The organism is Acinetobacter sp. A2 (assembly GCF_048537555.1).
In the GTDB taxonomy this organism is placed as follows: Bacteria; Pseudomonadota; Gammaproteobacteria; order Pseudomonadales; family Moraxellaceae; genus Acinetobacter.
Map to the genome: position 1 here is coordinate 2,215,157 of NZ_CP183239.1, position 16,375 is coordinate 2,231,531.

Here is a 16,375-nt window from a genome sequence, read left to right on the forward strand (position 1 = left end):
TGAATTGCTGTATTAGACACCCAAAAACAACAGCGCACACCTAAAAACTACAGCCACGCGCAGCATCATATATAAACTTACTTCAGACATGCGCTGTAACTAAAACACCTTGTGAATGGAGTATAAGGCTACATTTTCATCGCCTAAGCTTAGTTCATTCATAGCGATTATGAATATGAACACAGCAATAACTCATACAACGATAAAAGGTGATTCGCATGTCGGATTTTGAACGCAATGAACAGATTGACCGTGATGTGGTTAAAAATTTACCCAAAGAAGAACGTGATCGTTTAAATGCCGACCCGATTACAGGTGAGCCGGGTGCCCACCCTGTTGGTACAGGTCTAGGTGCAGTTGGTGGTGCTGCAACAGGTGCAACCGTTGGCGCATTAGGCGGCCCTGTAGGTGCAGTGGTTGGTGGTGCTGTAGGTGCTGTTGTTGGTGGATTAGCTGGTAAGGGCGCTGCAGAAGTAGTCAATCCTACCGAAGAAGAAGCGTACTGGCGTGCCAATAGTCTCAATACTGTCTATTATGCAGAAACACGCAGTCATTACCCCGATTTAGAATATGACCGTGACTACCAAAATGCTTACCGTGTTGGTTATGAAAACCGCCCGCATTATGATGCACATACCCGCTTTGAAGATGTCGAACCCGATTTAAAAAGCAAATGGGAACAAATTAAAGGCAGTTCTCGCTTAACTTGGGAACAAGCAAAATTTGCGGTAAAAGATGCTTGGGATCATGCTACACGCTAATTGGCATAGTTCTGCTAAGGTTGAAACAATACATCATTGATGTATTCATCCTAGCCACAAAAAAGCACTGCATTTAGCAGTGCTTTTTTAGGTATTCATGCTTTCAAATATGCAAAAACATGAATCTAACCAATAGATTCGACAGTTTATTCAGGTGTGTGATACATCAAATACAATTCATTCAGATTTTCAGGAATTTCTTCTGCAATCTCGTCCATTAACTGACCATTGCGACGGAAAGATTCCATTTGTGGGTCTTCTTCATCAATGCCACTAAATACCATCATTGGCAAAGTTAAATCGACCAGTTGTTCTTCAAATTCAGGTGTGAACCACGCTTCTTCATTCAGGAACATGGCATCTACAAAACCAACACTCCAGTCACCTAAGCTTGAATCAACTTCTGCTTCTTCAATTTCAAATGGAAATTCAATGCCTTCTTCATTGGCTAAACTTTGGCGAATACTTTCTAACCATGCCTTAATTTGCGCGATAATTTCGGCAGGCACTTTGTTTTGATTGCCTTCAAATAATTCATTTAACCATGGGTCAAATTGAGGTCCAACTGCAATGGCACACAAGAAACCATGTGTTGCAGCGAAGTCTAGACCATATTCGTTTTGGTCACCATCTAGATATTCACTTAACAGGTCTAAATCTAAAGCAGTCATTTCAAATCCATAGGTGTCAATTTAGGGATGTAGCATAGCATTTTCAGCGGGTGATGCAGAACCTGATTTTAGTCGTCTTCGTCGTCAAAATCGTCGTCATCGTCAAAATCATAATCAAAATCTTTGAGCTCACGTTCCAAACGACGTTGTGCGAGTAAATCATCAATCAAACGGCGCTTTTCTAAAGATTCTTTCGCGCTTATTTTGTTTGATGCCTCATCGAAATTAACATCATCATCACCGTAGTTATCATCTAGTTCAAAATCTGTAGAAGACACTAAAACTACCTCAGAATGAAAAAATGTGAAGGGTCTAGCCGCTATTTATCTGCCTTTATAAATATTGTCAAGTTTTATTTATTTTTTTCAAAAAACTGCAACATACGCACATTGCAACATACTTTAAAATTTGTGTATATATTAGCAAGTTAGTATCATTATTCAGGATTGGCCCCAATCATAAAAATATTTTGCGGGCAAAAAGGAAATTGACTTGAAAAACAGTAATGAAGCCCCATATTCCTATTCAATTCTTCATTCAAACATCATTTTAAAATCATGCTTGATTGATCAATTCCAACCCTATTTAAAGCGAATTGTGCTATCATGCACGGTTTTTCACTGCCACAGATTCAACGAAGAGTAAGCAAAGATGAGCGATATGAATTCCCCTACTTCGCAAGTAGCGGCTCTGATTAGCCGAGGCAAAGAGCAAGGTTACCTAACTTACGCTGAGGTTAACGATCATCTCCCGGACTCAATCACGGAAAGCGAACAGATTGAAGACATTATTCAAATGCTTCAAGACGTCGGTATTCCTGTGCATGAACGTGCGCCTGAATCTGATGATGCAATGTTCGAAGACAATGCAGAAGCTGCCGACGAAGTTGCTGAAGAAGAAGCTGCAGCGGTACTTGCCTCTGTAGAAAATGAGCCTGGTCGCACCACAGACCCTGTGCGTATGTATATGCGTGAAATGGGTACGGTTGAGCTGTTAACGCGTGAAGGTGAAATTAGCATTGCGAAACGTATTGAAGAAGGGATTCGCGATGTACTTCACTCGATTGCCTACTGGCCAAACGCAGTGCAAGTGGTACTGCAAGAATATAAAGATTATGAAGCGGGTGAACGCCGCCTTGCCGATATTTTATCGGGTTATTTAGACCCTGAAACCGATGAAGAAATTCCAGAAGTTTTAGAAGACGAAGCCGATTTAGACAAAGAAAAAGACACCAGCGACAAACCAACCAAAGACGTCAAACTTGATGATGACGATGAGGAAGAAGAAGCTGAAACTGAAGAAGAATCTGAAGCAGATTCAGGCCCAGACCCAGAAATTGCCAAAATGCGTTTTGGTGAATTAGAACAAGCCTATCTTGCAAAAATTGCAGCGATTGAAAAACATGGCCGTGAAAGTGCTGAAGCTCAAGAAGCTTTAGAAGCATTGGCTACCGTGTTTATGATGTTCAAATTTACACCGCGTTTGTTTGATATCATTTCTGAAATGATTCGTGGCACACATGAACAAATCCGTACGGCTGAACGTGAAGTGATGCGCTATGCGGTGCGTCGTGGTCGTATGGATCGTACCCAGTTCCGTACTTCATTCCCAGGTCAAGAGTCTAATTTTGCTTGGTTAGATGAACAGATTGCCAAAGCTGCTGCAGATCAAAAAGGCTATTTGGAAAAAGTACGTCCAGATATTTTGGCTTTCCAACAAAAGATTGCCGATATTGAAAAAGAGCTAGGTCTAGATGTAAAAGGCATTAAAGACATTTCTAAACGTATGGCCGTTGGTGAAGCCAAAGCCCGCCGTGCGAAGAAAGAAATGGTTGAAGCCAACTTACGTCTGGTCATTTCGATTGCGAAAAAATACACCAACCGTGGTTTGCAATTCCTTGACTTAATTCAGGAAGGTAACATCGGCTTGATGAAAGCGGTAGACAAGTTTGAATACCGTCGTGGTTATAAGTTCTCGACTTATGCAACTTGGTGGATTCGTCAGGCGATTACCCGTTCAATTGCCGACCAAGCACGTACCATTCGTATTCCAGTACACATGATTGAAACCATTAACAAAATCAACCGTGTATCGCGTCAATTGCTTCAGGAAATGGGCCGTGAGCCAACTCCAGAAGAATTGGGCGAACGCTTGGAAATGGACGAAGTCAAAGTTCGTAAAGTTCTGAAAATTGCCAAAGAGCCGATTTCTATGGAAACGCCAATTGGTGATGATGAAGATTCACATTTGGGTGACTTCATTGAGGACAGCAACATCACTTCACCAGTCGATGCGGCAACCTCTGAAGGCTTAAAAGAAGCGACCCGTGAAGTGCTTGAAAACTTGACTGAACGTGAAGCCAAAGTTCTGAAAATGCGTTTTGGTATTGATATGCCAACCGACCATACATTGGAAGAAGTAGGTAAACAGTTTGACGTGACCCGTGAGCGTATTCGTCAGATTGAAGCTAAGGCACTTCGCAAACTGCGTCATCCTTCGCGTTCTGAACACTTACGTTCTTTCTTGGAAAATGACTAATTGTTACTTAGATGATTGGTTGAAAATTTAAAATTCAGCCTCATTTATTTATACAAGACCAACACGCCTGCTTCAATGCAGGCGTTTGCTATAGAGATAGAGATCACGCTTATGACGTTATTCAACCGTACCCCATCTCGTGAACTACAAGAGCATCTTTGGGTATTTCCAATGGATTACCCAATTAAACTCATTGGAGACGCGGGTGATGAACTGCGTATTGCCGTGGTTGAAATTTTAGTGAAACATTTTCCTGAATTTGATACACAAAGCCTGCGCATTACCCCATCACGCACAGGTAAGTATCATTCAATTACCGCACAATTGCGTTTTGAAGAATTGGAACAAGTGCATGCAATTTATGCAGATTTAGCCGCTTGCCCACTAATTAAAACTGCCTTGTAATTTTGCAGATTCATCTTTAAAAACACGCTTTCGAGCGTGTTTTTGTTTCTGAACTCACAAAATCTTATTCATTCCACAAATCCCCTACACCCGCCACATTTTCGTATAATAAAATCAATTTCTTGCTTTTACGGATAGGACTGCATCACTGTGGACACTGCACAACGGCCAAACCTGATTATTCGTCAATACCATGACCTGACAGACTACGAAGCACGCTTTCAGGAAATGAAACACTGGACGGAGCAACGTGATGCAGACAGTCCTGACCAACTCTGGATTTTGCAGCATCCGAATGTACTCACTCAGGGGCAAGCAGGCAAAGCTGAACATATTTTAATGGCTACGGATATTCCTGTAGTACAAACTGACCGAGGAGGCCAAGTCACATGGCATGGCCCAGGCCAATTGGTCGCCTACTTCATGTTTGACCTCAACCGTTTAGGTTGGAATGTCCGTACTTTGGTATCTTATGCTGAAAACTTGATGATTGAGCTGCTTAAAAAATACGGCATTGATGCCTATGCCAAAGCCGATGCACCAGGCGTATATGTCAATGAACGTAAAATTGGCTCACTGGGTTTTAAAATTCGTAAAGGTCGTAGCTATCACGGTTTAGCCCTCAATATTGATTGTGATTTAACAGGCTTTCAAAACATCAACCCCTGCGGCTATGCAGGTTTGGAAATGGTGCGTGTGATGGATTTAGTCGAGAACTATCCACATTTTGAAAACTTATGTGCAGATATCATTGAAACTTTACAAAACAGCGGTTACTTTAATGACGTTCAAGTCATTCACGTATAAATGGCTTTCTTTTCAATAAGAAATAAAATAGAGTATTTACTCTAAATAATGATTTATAACACAGGGATTCAGCGCGTGATTTCAACTAAATCTGTGAAACCCGCTTTGCAACTGGCCTATGTCAAACTCATGATGGATATCATTGGCAGAGGTTTAGTCATGGCAAGTCAGGTCGATGAAGAAATTAAACAAGAAGTTGCCAAATTCCCAAGCAACTTTGTCTTGTCTATGAAAGTTTTTCCAAATGGTCCAGCCTTTATTGCCAAAGTCACTGAAGACCACCAACTGGAATTGCTGCAAAATACAGCCCAAAAACCAGATTTAACCATTACCTTCAAACATTTAAACCATGCCTATTTGGTTTTTTCCTTTCAGGAAAGCACAGCACAAGCCTTTGCACATGACCGCATGATTGCCGATGGTGATGTGTCTTATGCCATTCGTTTAGTGCGTTGCCTGAATAAAATGGAAGCACTGATCTTGCCTAAATTACTGGCAGAATTGGCAGTAAAACAATATCCAAGCGAACTTAGCTTAAAAGAAAAACTATCAGGTGCAGCCAATATTTATCTAAAAGTTGCCCAATCTTATTTCAAACGGAGTGCATAACATGGCGAAGCCTTATTACGAATTTTTTTGCCCAGTCAAAGTCATTGCGGGTCATGCCGCACTTGAACACATCCCGTTTGAATTGGCGACACTAGGTTCTCAACGCCCAATGATCATTACCGACAAAGGCGTGCGTTCCAACAATCTACTTGCACCGATTGAAGCTGCATTTGAATCTACCGATGCGGTGATCGGCTGTATTTTTGATGATGTTCCGCAAGACTCAAGTGTTATGACTGTGCGTCGTGCTGCTCAGCTATACCGTGAAAACAACTGTGATGCCATTATTGCGGTGGGTGGTGGTTCGGTAATCGACACCTCCAAAGCGACTAATATTTTAGTGAGTGAAGGTGGCGATGACTTATTGCAATATTCAGGTGCACATAACTTACCGCGTCCACTCAAACCTTTTTTTGTGATTCCAACCACTTCAGGCACAGGCTCAGAAGTGACCATGGTCGCAGTAGTTTCAGACACTGAAAAGAACGTTAAAATGCCATTTGCATCGTATTACTTAATGCCACATGCTGCCATTTTAGACCCACGTATGACGCAAACGTTGCCACCACATTTAACAGCTATGACCGCTATGGATGCGATGACGCATGCAGTTGAAGCCTATAGTTGCATGGCAGCCAATCCAATTTCTGATGCCTATGCCACTGCAGCAATTAAGAAAATCAGCAACAACCTGTTTAATGTGTTAGATAACCCAAGCGATGAACAAGGTCGTCTAGAATTGGCACAGGCATCTACCATGGCGGGCATTGCTTTCTCAAATTCTATGGTGGGCTTAGTACATTCTTTAGGTCATGCCTTGGGTGCAGTTGCGCATTTACCACATGGTCTGTGCATGAATTTATTCTTGCCGTATGTACTGGAATACAACAAAGAAGTAAATGCCGATAAAATTGCAGATCTACTCTTGCCATTGGCAGGTGCAGATGTATATGCACAAACCCCAGCGCATTTACGTGCTGACAAAACCATTTCAACAATTGTTGCTATTCGTGACCGCTTATACGCCCTCACTAAATTGCCACGTACCTTGCAGGAAACAGGCAAAGTAAGCGAAGCACAATTAGATGAAGTGGCTGAAAAAGCCCTGAACGATGGTTCGATTATTTACAACCCGAAAGAAGCCAATTTAGAAGAACTCAAAGCCATCTTAAAAAAGGCTTGGTAATTACTAAAAAATAGGCGAACATAGCCAAAAAACCAGCCTGATGTTTTTTAAACATCGGGCTTTTCTTTGGTAGACTGCTGTGTCTGATTTTTTTCATCAATGTGGCATATTTTCTGCTAAAAAAGAAAACAAAGATACTGACAAAGCGCGTCATTATGGAGTAGATTGGCGCGTTTTTACTTTTTATGTAGGGGGGATTGTTCGTCTCAAACAATCCTGAACAAACATGACTGATCCTTGATCAACGATTAAGAGGATAACGCCGTTGACAAATATCTCTGGGACTCAATCGGCAGCTAAACTGCAAAAAACGCTAGGGCTCTGGCACATCATTATTATTGGTTTAGCCTATATTCAACCGATGACGTTATTTGACACTTTCGGTTTAGTATCGGAAGAAAGTCATTTTCACGTACCCACATCTTATATTTTTGCACTGGTTGCCATTTTGCTCACGTCTTTGAGTTATGGTCACATGATTCGTCGTTACCCATCTTCAGGGTCGGCCTATACCTATGCACAAAAATCCATACACCCCAACGTCGGCTTTATGGTGGGTTGGTCATCTTGGCTGGATTACCTGCTCTCGCCAATGGTCAACATTATTTTGGCGGTGATTTATTTGGAAGCCTTATTCCCTGATGTGAATCACTGGATTTGGGTGGTGGTACTCACGGCATTTATGACAGGTATCAACCTGCGTGGTGCGCGTTTTGTCGCCAACTTTAACAGTATGATTGTTTTGGTGCAGTTGGTGGTCATTGGCGTATTTACATGGATGATGTACACCAAACTTCAGGCAGGTTTCAATGCCGATGGTCCAATCACTGCCGAACAACGCTATCAGTTATGGAGCTTAGAGCCTTTCTGGAATGAACTGACCTCGGTAGGCGCATTAATTACAGGTGCAACCCTACTCTGCTTCTCATTTACAGGTTTTGACTCACTCAGCTCACTTGCAGAAGAAACCAAAGATACAGAGAAAACCTTACCAAAAGCGATTTTCTTAACTGCACTAATTGCAGGCGTAATTTTCATTGTTAGCACCTATTTCATGCAGATTTATTTCCCGAATGAACCAGGTAGCTACTTTAAAAATATCGCAGAAACTCAGCCAGAAATTTTACTGTTGGTGGGTGGCTCGTTGTTCCAATCTTATGTACTGACCTTTGCAATTGTAACGGTCATGGCATCAGGTATTTCAGCGCATGCAGGTGTATCACGCTTAATGTATGTAATGGGTCGTGATGGTGTGATCAACAAAAAACTCTTTGGTCATATCAGCCCACGTAACTACACGCCTTCATACAACATTCTAATTGTGGGTGCTGTAGCCTTAACTGCTGGTTTTATGGATCTAGATTTTGTGATTTCATTGATCAGCTTTGGTGCACTCACCGCATTCAGCTTCGTGAACTTATCTGTAATTTCACGCTATGCGCTACGCGATGGTCGCAACAAAACACCTAAGGATATTATCAATTTCATTGTCATTCCTTTATGTGGTTTTATCGCAGTCTTTGCGTTATGGCTCGAAGTTGATGAAACTTCATTGAAGTATGGCTTGTGGTGGGCAATGTTTGGGGTTTTATATCTTGGTTATAAGACCAAAGGCTTTAAACACCCTGCGCCACAACATAACGAGTTTGATGACAGATAATCTCTGTACTTCATGTCTTGTCCTGAAATAGATTGACAGTATTCCACTTCAAACCGAGTTAAGCAATTAGCTCGGTTTTAGTTTGCTCATACGTCTGATTCGGGGTGTTCATATTTAAACTTAAATGTGGTCTATAGCAATTATAAATCATGATAGATTCCGCAATTAAGTGATCTAACTCCTTCATGGTTTGACATCGCGTGGTTAAAAACTCCTGCTTTAATATTCCATTAATTCGCTCTGCTAATGCATTCTGATAACAGTCCTTGCCATCTGTCATGGAAGGACATATCCCATAATGGCGCAATGCCGATTGATATAGCTCAGAGCAATATTGAGCACCTCTATCTGAATGATGAATCATCCTAGTCGCTCGATCTGTCGCTTGCTGCATCGCCATATGTAGAGCCTGCACAACATTCTCCGCACGCATATCATTCGATAACTTATAACCTTTAATCTGTCGGGTATAAGCATCTGTCACCAAGGATAAATAATGCACACCTTCAGCACTCTCAACATAGGTAATATCACTAACAAAGACTTCATTGGCTTGCACTGCTGAATAATCCTTTAATAAATTTGGATGCTTCTTCATCCAATGCTTGCTATCCGTAGTTTTTGTATAGCGACGCTTAGGGCGAATCAATAAGTTATTTTCTTTCAATATTTTAAATAACTGATCCCGTCCACACTTTAAACCACGTTGCAACAATTTGCCTTTAATAAGCCAATACAGCTTACGTGTTCCGATACTTGGCATGAGACAGCGATATTCCATAACCAACTCAAGTATTTGTTCAGTTGCTTGTGCAGTCATTTGAGCACGTTTTTCTGCTTGATAATAAGCTTGTCGAGTGATTCCTAACCACTGACAATAACGTGAAACGCTTAGTCTTCTTTGGCTTTGCCAATCTTTGAAACGTGCTCGGTATACTTTTTTCCAAGATCAGTCCCACATTCTTTATCAATGTGATAAATCACATCCTGAATAAATTCAGTTTTAAGCTTTTCTGCGGCTAACTGCTTTTCTAATTGGCGGATTCGTTGTTGGGGTGTCAATTGGCGTTTAGAAGAAGTCGGCATATTCGAAGTCCAGTCCTGTTGTCCGTGCTTGCGTAACCATACCAGCACAGTTGATCGTCCTTGAATACCATATTTTACCTGAGCTTGTTTATAAGTAATTTGCCCTTTTTCTACTTCATGTACCACCATCATTTTAAAGGCGAAGCTATAATCACGTTGTGTGCGCTTAACTCGTTGTTCTCGTGCATGTTCCATAAAATAAGTCTCTTAAGGTGTAAACTTATTTCAGGACGGGACAATCAGCTCAAATAAAAAAAGGCGCTTTATGCGCCTTTTTTATGCCTAAAATAATTTCACTAATAAATCAAAAAATAGCAGGAACAAAAAAGCTGAGCGCGATTTACCTCAGCTTTTATTCATTACGGCAACTTTATAATCCAAATACAGATTAAACCAGCGCCTTAAACCCCTGCTGACGCCATGCTTCATACAAAATAACTGCCGTGGCATTAGACAAATTTAGACTGCGTGAGTTTTCTGCCATTGGTAAACGTATCCAGTGCTGCTGTGGAAATAGCATGCGTACTGCTTCAGGCAAACCACGTGTTTCAGGCCCCATCAGCAAAGCCACAGGTCGGTTTAAATTTGACGTATGTGGTGTTTCTGTGCCTTTAGTCGTTAGTGGATAAATCGCATCCAAGCCCACACCTTTGCTGTCTAAATCAGCCAAACATTGCTCAAGATTGTCCCAAATTTGCATACGTGCCCATTCATGATAATCCAAACCAGCACGGCGCAATTTTTTATCATCCAACTCAAAACCCAAAGGCTTGATCAAATGCAGTTGTGCACCGGTATTGGCGCACAAACGAATAATATTGCCTGTGTTTGCTGGAATTTCTGGCTCATACAAAACGACATGGATCACTTGATTTCTCTTCTCTTAAACGCTGAAACAAGGATCAATTTACCCTTGCCACTTTAATTGTTCACGCAAACTCACCACTTCACCAATAATGGTCAAGGTTGGTGCTTGAATCTGATGCTGCGCCACTTTACTGGCAATATCTGCCAAGGTACCTACCACGACTTTCTGCTCAGGGGTAGTACCTTTAGATATAAGCGCCACTGGCATGTCGGCACGCTGTCCGTGTGCAATCAGTTTTTCACAAATGGTTTCCAAACCCACCAAGCCCATATACAGCACCAACGTTTGATGCTCATACACCAATTCTGACCACGGCAACTCAGGTGAACCTTCCTTTAAGTGTCCTGTCAGGAAACGCACACTTTGTGCATAGTCACGGTGAGTCAGCGGAATCCCCGCATAAGCCGAACAGCCTGAAGCTGCTGTGATGCCTGGCACCACTTGAAAGGAGACACCTGCTTCATACAGCTCCTGAATTTCTTCGCCACCACGCCCAAAAATAAAGGGATCACCGCCTTTTAAACGACAGACACGTTTACCCGCTTGTGCGTATTTGACCAATAAGGCATTAATGCCTTCCTGCGGCACGGCATGATTGGAACGTGCTTTGCCGACATAAACTTTTTCGGCATCACGGCGGCACAACTCCAAAATGGGAGCAGCCACCAAACGGTCATAAATCACCACATCGGCTTGCTGCATTAAACGCAGTGCTTTTAAAGTCAATAATTCAGGATCACCAGGGCCTGCACCCACTAAATAGACTTCACCTTTTGGCGTGTCCCATTCAGCCAAAGCTTGTTGGATGCTTTGATTAGCAGCCTCAAGATTGTCATTGAACACCTGTTCTTTCAGGGGACTCGCATAGAGTTCCTCCCAAAAAATACGGCGCTCATCTGGATTGACAATTTTCTGTTTTACTGCGGCACGCCACTGACCTGAAAATTCAGCCAGTTTGCCCATACCATGCGGAATTGTACTTTCCAGTTGGGTACGAATTTGACGCGACAACACAGGAGATGTGCCATTGCTGGCCACTGAAATGATCAAAGGTGAACGGTCAATAATGGCAGGCACCATAAAGCGACAATGTGGCGGATCATCCACACTATTCACCAATACTTTTTCGGCTTCACAGGCTTCAAAAACCTGCTGATTGACGGCATGACTATCTGTTGCGGCAATTACCAAACGGTATGCTCGCAATTCAACCTCAGTGCTAAATTCAGCCGGATAATACTGCCCTTGACTCTGCTGAACCAGTTGCAGGAGATTTGCATCAATTTCAGGTGCAACAACATCAATTTGTGCACCTGCTTTAGCCAACAATACCGCTTTACGGTAGGCAATATGCCCACCGCCCACAATCAGACAAGGTTGCTGCTGCAACTTTAACGAGATTGGAAAAATATCCACACTAAACCTCAATATTTAAATCTGACTGTAAGCAATTTTAAGCCGAGCTGTGCACAACTTAATTAATAAACGCTGCACCGCCCATATATGGACGTAACACTTCTGGAATTTCGATTGAACCATCGGCACGTTGATAGTTTTCCATTACCGCCAATAAGGTACGACCAACTGCCAAACCTGAACCATTTAGCGTATGCACAAATTCAGTTTTCTTTTGATCGGCACGGTAACGCGCTTTCATACGGCGTGCTTGGAAATCCCCCATGTTTGAACATGAAGATATTTCACGATAGGTATTTTGACTTGGCACCCAAACTTCTAAATCGTAAGTTTTGGTCGCCCCAAAGCCCATATCGCCACCGCATAAAATAATTTTACGGTACGGCAAACCAAGTGCCTGCAAAATACCTTCTGCATGCCCAGTCAACTCTTCTAAAGCCTGCATTGATGTTTCAGGTTTAACAATTTGCACCATTTCAACTTTATCGAACTGGTGTTGACGGATTAAACCACGGGTATCGCGACCATAAGAACCTGCTTCACTACGGAAACAAGGCGTGTGTGCGGCATATTTTAGCGGTAAACGCTCAGGATCAATGATTTCATCACGCACAAAGTTAGTCACTGGCACTTCTGCGGTTGGAATCAGATAATATTCTTTTTCGCCTTGAAGCTTGAATAAATCTTCTTCAAACTTAGGCAGTTGTCCTGTACCACGCAATGAATCTGCATTGACCAAATACGGCACATAAGCTTCGGTATAACCATTTTTATCTGTATGCGTATCTAGCATAAACTGGGTAATCGCACGCTGTAAACGCGCCAAAGGCCCTTTGAGTACGCTAAAACGTGAGCCTGTCAGTTTGGTTGCAGTTTCAAACTCCAAACCACCCATCATTTCGCCTAAATCGGTATGATCTTTGATTTCAAAATCAAACTGGCGTGGTGTGCCCCATTTCAATACTTCTACATTATCAGCTTCGTCTTTACCTTCAGGTACAGACTCATCTGGCATATTAGGAATAGACAGTAATTTGGCTTCTAATTCATCTTGCAATTCTGCCAAAGCCACTTCAGCAGCTTTGATTTCATCACCAATTGCAGACATGCGTGCCATAACTTCAGAGGCATCGCCACCTGCTTTTTTAATTTGACCGACTTGTTTTGCACCCGAATTACGTTCTGCCTGTAATGCTTCGGTTTTAGATTGCAATTCTTTACGACGTGCTTCAAGTGCTGCCCACTCTGCTACATCTAATTGCACACCACGTTTTGCTAAGGCTAAATTTACAGCCTCAATATTATTTCTGAGTAATTTCGGGTCAATCATAGCCAATCTTGGAATAAGAAAAAAACTGGCTATAGTGTAAGCGCTTCGGGTTAAAAAATACAGTAACCCGATTCACAGCTGCACCTTATTACAGCAATCTCAGCGCTTATTTTTCACTTTTACTGGTTAGGGTACTGAGGCAAACTTGGTAAATATTCAGGCTTGATCAATTGTGCTGTTGCGTAATACGGCAGCACCAATTCAGGCATACCTTCTGCATAAGAGGCAAGCTCATACAATGGATAGACAAACACAATGCCATTGGCACCGTAGTAAAAGTTATCACTCAGTTTAAATTTTTCACGGGAAATATCATGTTCATCTAACCAATTAAAATTATGATTGAACAATTCCTCTACTACTTTGGCTTCAGCATTGGGCAATAAAATATCTTGGAGTGCCAAACGCTTTTGTTGTTTTAAATCAAAGGTCACAAATTCTTGATGATGCATGCCGTGTGCTGCACGTGCAGGATAATAATAACTTTGTAAACTAAAGGTCGCTAAATTGCCATGTTGCCCGATATAACGCACATAAGATGAACTCTGATTCAAATCCATCGGATTCGTTTCTTCTTCTGGCGTAGCGGCTGAAGCAGCCGATTTAGAAAATGCAATTGGGTCGGCTTTTTGCAAGCGTTGCATAAAATAATTATCTATCCATGCCACATTACTTTTGACCGTCTGAATGTCGTAGGCGGTACAGCCTTCTTCATCGCAGACTTGTTTTTGCGCCAACTCAACAGGTACCACTTTGGCTTGAACCACTGGAATATCTGCAACCGATGAAGTCGCCACTTGGCCTGCTTCTGTTTTAGATGTTGTGTCATTTTTTGGCTGACATGCGGTGAACAACAAGACTGAACTTAAAGCGACAGCACTAACCCAGACCTGTGATTTTAAATGTTGCATTAAACCTCCCCCCTGTCCTGCTTTAAAAATAAAATGCTGCGATGCGTTATCTATTAAGCAACTTGATGGTGATACACAACCCAATTTGCTCGTCAAGACTATAGGCAACTCTTGCTGTTCAATCCTAGAGCAGTTGTGTAACGGAATTTATAGGGGATAACCGAGTTTAAAATTAATACAATGTTTGATACAGAGCTTGCTTTATTTTTTATATATAAATCAGAATCTTAAACACAACAACCAGAACCTAGACACCCATAAGCAACGACCCAATCTGCGTACCTCTTTCTTTAAAATGTGAATTATCCCAAGATTTATCCACAGAAATTGTGGATTTCTTAGAATGAATCTACAGATAAATATGTAGGCTGAGTTTTAAATCGCTGAATTGTTGTGCCAGACACTAAATTATTCACAATCTGCTTTGCGTATAATTTAAGGCGAGTATTACCGCCCCAAATCTTTCTAACCTAAAAATAAGGGATAACCTGCAAGGACATATGATCCATAAAAAATTAGGGCGTTTAAAACGCCCTAAATATCATCACTTTTAACTTCGATGTGTTGATTATTGATCAATAATATCCGTACCTTTTGGCGGAGTAAAATTAAAGGTCGATGCAGGAATTTTGGCATTAACTTTCACATTGTTAAAACGTACATGTGTGGTTTGCCCCAACGAGTCCTGTAAAATCATCAAGGTAGGTGCATTACGTGCACCAAAACTAATGGTCAGACTTTGAAATACACCATCATCACTTTTTGGATATAAAGTGTAGTAAGTCTTAGCCTTGTTCGGCTGCGTTACACGATAAGACTGCATAATTTGGTTGGTATTACCCGAAAGTAATAATGCGGGTGTGTTCGCTACTTGATCATCTAAACTTTGACGTACCGCTTGCTGTAAGTCTGGATCATAAATCCATACCGTTTTACCTGTGGTCACAATGGTCTGTTTGGCTGGACTGGTGGTTTCCCAGAAGAATTTACCCGGACGTTCAACTTTCATCACGCCTTTAAAATTCTGGTTCATGTGTTGAGCAGATAGACCACGGTTTGGTAAAGCCTTACCATTGTTGCTGACTTTGGTAGTTTGCTCAAAATTGGCCGTAAAACTTTTAATACCGTTTAATTGTTTAACTAAATTTGCTGTCGCCTGTTGCTCCGATGCTGCCACTGGCGCAGCAAACACTGTGGTACTCATGATTGGTGCTAAAGTCGTTGCACCCAATGCCACAGCACACATGGTTTTACGAAGCATATTCATAGATTCACCTTTTTATATTTGCTTAGTCGCAATGTTTTGGATGTCCCATCTTAAACCAATTTCTGGCGCTAATATGATAGAAAATAAGAAGTTTTGTATTGTTATTAATATAATATGTAGAAATTTATCCATCATGATGAAGATATAAAAAGCATCTACTTCTGAGTTTTTTGCAATCTTATAGGCGTAAAAAAACCCACAATCACTTGTGGGTTTCTTTCTATTGTTGCTTACGCTTCAACAGATACGTAGCGACGGCCAAATTGACCTTTCACTTCGAATTTTACTACGCCGTCAGCAGTAGCAAATAAAGTATGGTCACGGCCCATACCTACGTTTGCACCAGCGTGGAATTCTGTACCACGTTGACGAACGATGATGTTACCAGCAGTTACAGTTTGACCACCGTAAACTTTAACACCTAACATCTTAGGATTCGAATCACGACCGTTCTTAGTCGATCCACCGGCTTTTTTAGTTGCCATGTCTATTTACTCCTAGTGATTAGCCTGCAATACCAGTAATTTTCAACTCGGTAAACCATTGACGGTGACCTTGTTGCTTACGGTAGTGTTTACGACGACGCATTTTAACAATACGGATTTTGTCGTGACGACCATGACCAACCACTTCTGCAGTTACTTTAGCGCCAGCAACAACTGGAGCACCGATTTGAACGTTGTCACCGTTTACAACCATTAATACGTCATCAAACGTAATAGTTGCGCCAGTTTCAGCTTTCAATAATTCAACTTTAAGGGTTTCACCCTCAACAACACGGTGCTGTTTACCACCGCTTTGGATTACTGCGTACATAATGTACTCCAAACATGCCCGTGTCGTCGTGCCGATAAAGGGAT

At 41.7% G+C, this 16,375-nt stretch carries 17 protein-coding genes; 7 read left to right on the top strand and 10 right to left on the bottom strand.

The annotated features are described in order from the left end of the window. Positions 1 to 218 precede the first annotated feature (218 nt). Entirely contained in the window at positions 219 to 761 is a 543-nt protein-coding gene (locus ACNS8M_RS10560; protein WP_168541645.1) for a hypothetical protein, read from the top strand. A 146-nt stretch (positions 762 to 907) separates the two neighbouring features. Here ACNS8M_RS10560 and ACNS8M_RS10565 read toward each other — a convergent pair whose 3' ends face one another. Continuing rightward, on the bottom strand, positions 908 to 1,432 hold the full coding sequence (locus tag ACNS8M_RS10565) for a YecA family protein (RefSeq protein ID WP_168418015.1): 525 nt from the start codon (positions 1,430 to 1,432) through the stop codon (positions 908 to 910). A gap of 68 nt (positions 1,433 to 1,500) precedes the next feature. Then, entirely contained in the window at positions 1,501 to 1,710 is a 210-nt protein-coding gene (locus ACNS8M_RS10570; protein WP_004972246.1) for a PA3496 family putative envelope integrity protein, read from the bottom strand. Positions 1,711 to 2,083: 373 nt separating this feature from the next. Here ACNS8M_RS10570 and rpoD point away from each other — a divergent pair, with 373 nt between their 5' ends. The 6 genes from rpoD to ACNS8M_RS10600 all read left to right on the top strand — a co-directional run bounded on the left by rpoD (position 2,084) and on the right by ACNS8M_RS10600 (position 8,637). Further along, positions 2,084 to 3,970, top strand: a complete 1,887-nt coding sequence (gene rpoD, locus ACNS8M_RS10575) for an RNA polymerase sigma factor RpoD (protein ID WP_168541643.1) — start codon at positions 2,084 to 2,086, stop codon at positions 3,968 to 3,970. 111 nt (positions 3,971 to 4,081) lie between these two features. After that, positions 4,082 to 4,375 carry a YbeD family protein gene (locus ACNS8M_RS10580; protein ID WP_168418013.1) on the top strand — a complete coding sequence of 98 codons (294 nt, stop codon included), beginning with the start codon at positions 4,082 to 4,084 and terminating at the stop codon, positions 4,373 to 4,375. A gap of 150 nt (positions 4,376 to 4,525) precedes the next feature. Then, complete coding sequence (gene lipB, locus ACNS8M_RS10585) at positions 4,526 to 5,182, top strand: lipoyl(octanoyl) transferase LipB (protein ID WP_168418012.1); 657 nt, start codon at positions 4,526 to 4,528, stop codon at positions 5,180 to 5,182. Between the two features lie 75 nt (positions 5,183 to 5,257). Further along, on the top strand, positions 5,258 to 5,791 hold the full coding sequence (locus ACNS8M_RS10590) for a hypothetical protein (RefSeq protein ID WP_168418011.1): 534 nt from the start codon (positions 5,258 to 5,260) through the stop codon (positions 5,789 to 5,791). A 1-nt stretch (position 5,792) separates the two neighbouring features. Continuing rightward, positions 5,793 to 6,977 carry an iron-containing alcohol dehydrogenase gene (locus ACNS8M_RS10595; protein WP_168460890.1) on the top strand — a complete coding sequence of 395 codons (1,185 nt, stop codon included), beginning with the start codon at positions 5,793 to 5,795 and terminating at the stop codon, positions 6,975 to 6,977. Between the two features lie 265 nt (positions 6,978 to 7,242). Continuing rightward, positions 7,243 to 8,637 carry an APC family permease gene (locus tag ACNS8M_RS10600; RefSeq protein ID WP_168460888.1) on the top strand — a complete coding sequence of 465 codons (1,395 nt, stop codon included), beginning with the start codon at positions 7,243 to 7,245 and terminating at the stop codon, positions 8,635 to 8,637. 58 nt (positions 8,638 to 8,695) lie between these two features. Here ACNS8M_RS10600 and ACNS8M_RS10605 read toward each other — a convergent pair. The 8 genes from ACNS8M_RS10605 to rplU form a co-directional block, all read right to left on the bottom strand. After that, positions 8,696 to 9,918, bottom strand: a protein-coding gene (locus ACNS8M_RS10605; protein ID WP_168541639.1) for an IS3 family transposase whose coding sequence is annotated in 2 segments (ribosomal slippage) — positions 8,696 to 9,582 and positions 9,582 to 9,918 — 1,224 coding nt in all. Because the reading frame shifts where the segments join, the coding sequence is not laid out codon by codon here. 193 nt (positions 9,919 to 10,111) lie between these two features. Further along, on the bottom strand, positions 10,112 to 10,591 hold the full coding sequence (locus ACNS8M_RS10610) for a tRNA (cytidine(34)-2'-O)-methyltransferase (protein ID WP_168418008.1): 480 nt from the start codon (positions 10,589 to 10,591) through the stop codon (positions 10,112 to 10,114). A 39-nt stretch (positions 10,592 to 10,630) separates the two neighbouring features. Then, positions 10,631 to 12,007, bottom strand: coding sequence for a siroheme synthase CysG (gene cysG, locus ACNS8M_RS10615; protein ID WP_168541637.1), 1,377 nt, complete (start codon positions 12,005 to 12,007; stop codon positions 10,631 to 10,633). Positions 12,008 to 12,065: 58 nt separating this feature from the next. Continuing rightward, positions 12,066 to 13,337, bottom strand: coding sequence for a serine--tRNA ligase (serS, locus tag ACNS8M_RS10620; RefSeq protein ID WP_168460884.1), 1,272 nt, complete (start codon positions 13,335 to 13,337; stop codon positions 12,066 to 12,068). Between the two features lie 119 nt (positions 13,338 to 13,456). Continuing rightward, positions 13,457 to 14,248 (bottom strand): RsiV family protein, encoded by a 792-nt coding sequence (locus tag ACNS8M_RS10625; RefSeq protein ID WP_419224808.1) that lies wholly within the window; start codon positions 14,246 to 14,248, stop codon positions 13,457 to 13,459. 568 nt (positions 14,249 to 14,816) lie between these two features. Then, positions 14,817 to 15,515 carry an outer membrane lipoprotein chaperone LolA gene (gene lolA / locus ACNS8M_RS10630; protein WP_168418004.1) on the bottom strand — a complete coding sequence of 233 codons (699 nt, stop codon included), beginning with the start codon at positions 15,513 to 15,515 and terminating at the stop codon, positions 14,817 to 14,819. 230 nt (positions 15,516 to 15,745) lie between these two features. Continuing rightward, positions 15,746 to 16,000: a 50S ribosomal protein L27 gene (gene rpmA, locus ACNS8M_RS10635; RefSeq protein ID WP_004760935.1), complete on the bottom strand. Its 255-nt coding sequence runs from the start codon at positions 15,998 to 16,000 to the stop codon at positions 15,746 to 15,748. A gap of 19 nt (positions 16,001 to 16,019) precedes the next feature. After that, positions 16,020 to 16,331: a 50S ribosomal protein L21 gene (rplU, locus tag ACNS8M_RS10640; protein WP_004972275.1), complete on the bottom strand. Its 312-nt coding sequence runs from the start codon at positions 16,329 to 16,331 to the stop codon at positions 16,020 to 16,022. Positions 16,332 to 16,375 lie beyond the last annotated feature (44 nt).

Excerpts from the sequence above, each read along its gene's own strand:
- ACNS8M_RS10560 (WP_168541645.1), top strand. The coding sequence starts at position 219 with ATGTCGGATTTTGAACGCAATGAACAGATTGACCGTGATGTGGTTAAA.
- ACNS8M_RS10565 (WP_168418015.1), bottom strand. The coding sequence starts at position 1,432 with ATGACTGCTTTAGATTTAGACCTGTTAAGTGAATATCTAGATGGTGAC.
- rpoD (WP_168541643.1), top strand. The coding sequence starts at position 2,084 with ATGAGCGATATGAATTCCCCTACTTCGCAAGTAGCGGCTCTGATTAGC.
- ACNS8M_RS10580 (WP_168418013.1), top strand. The coding sequence starts at position 4,082 with ATGACGTTATTCAACCGTACCCCATCTCGTGAACTACAAGAGCATCTT.
- ACNS8M_RS10595 (WP_168460890.1), top strand. The coding sequence starts at position 5,793 with ATGGCGAAGCCTTATTACGAATTTTTTTGCCCAGTCAAAGTCATTGCG.
- serS (WP_168460884.1), bottom strand. The coding sequence starts at position 13,337 with ATGATTGACCCGAAATTACTCAGAAATAATATTGAGGCTGTAAATTTA.
- ACNS8M_RS10625 (WP_419224808.1), bottom strand. The coding sequence starts at position 14,248 with ATGCAACATTTAAAATCACAGGTCTGGGTTAGTGCTGTCGCTTTAAGT.
- lolA (WP_168418004.1), bottom strand. The coding sequence starts at position 15,515 with ATGAATATGCTTCGTAAAACCATGTGTGCTGTGGCATTGGGTGCAACG.
- rpmA (WP_004760935.1), bottom strand. The coding sequence starts at position 16,000 with ATGGCAACTAAAAAAGCCGGTGGATCGACTAAGAACGGTCGTGATTCG.
- rplU (WP_004972275.1), bottom strand. The coding sequence starts at position 16,331 with ATGTACGCAGTAATCCAAAGCGGTGGTAAACAGCACCGTGTTGTTGAG.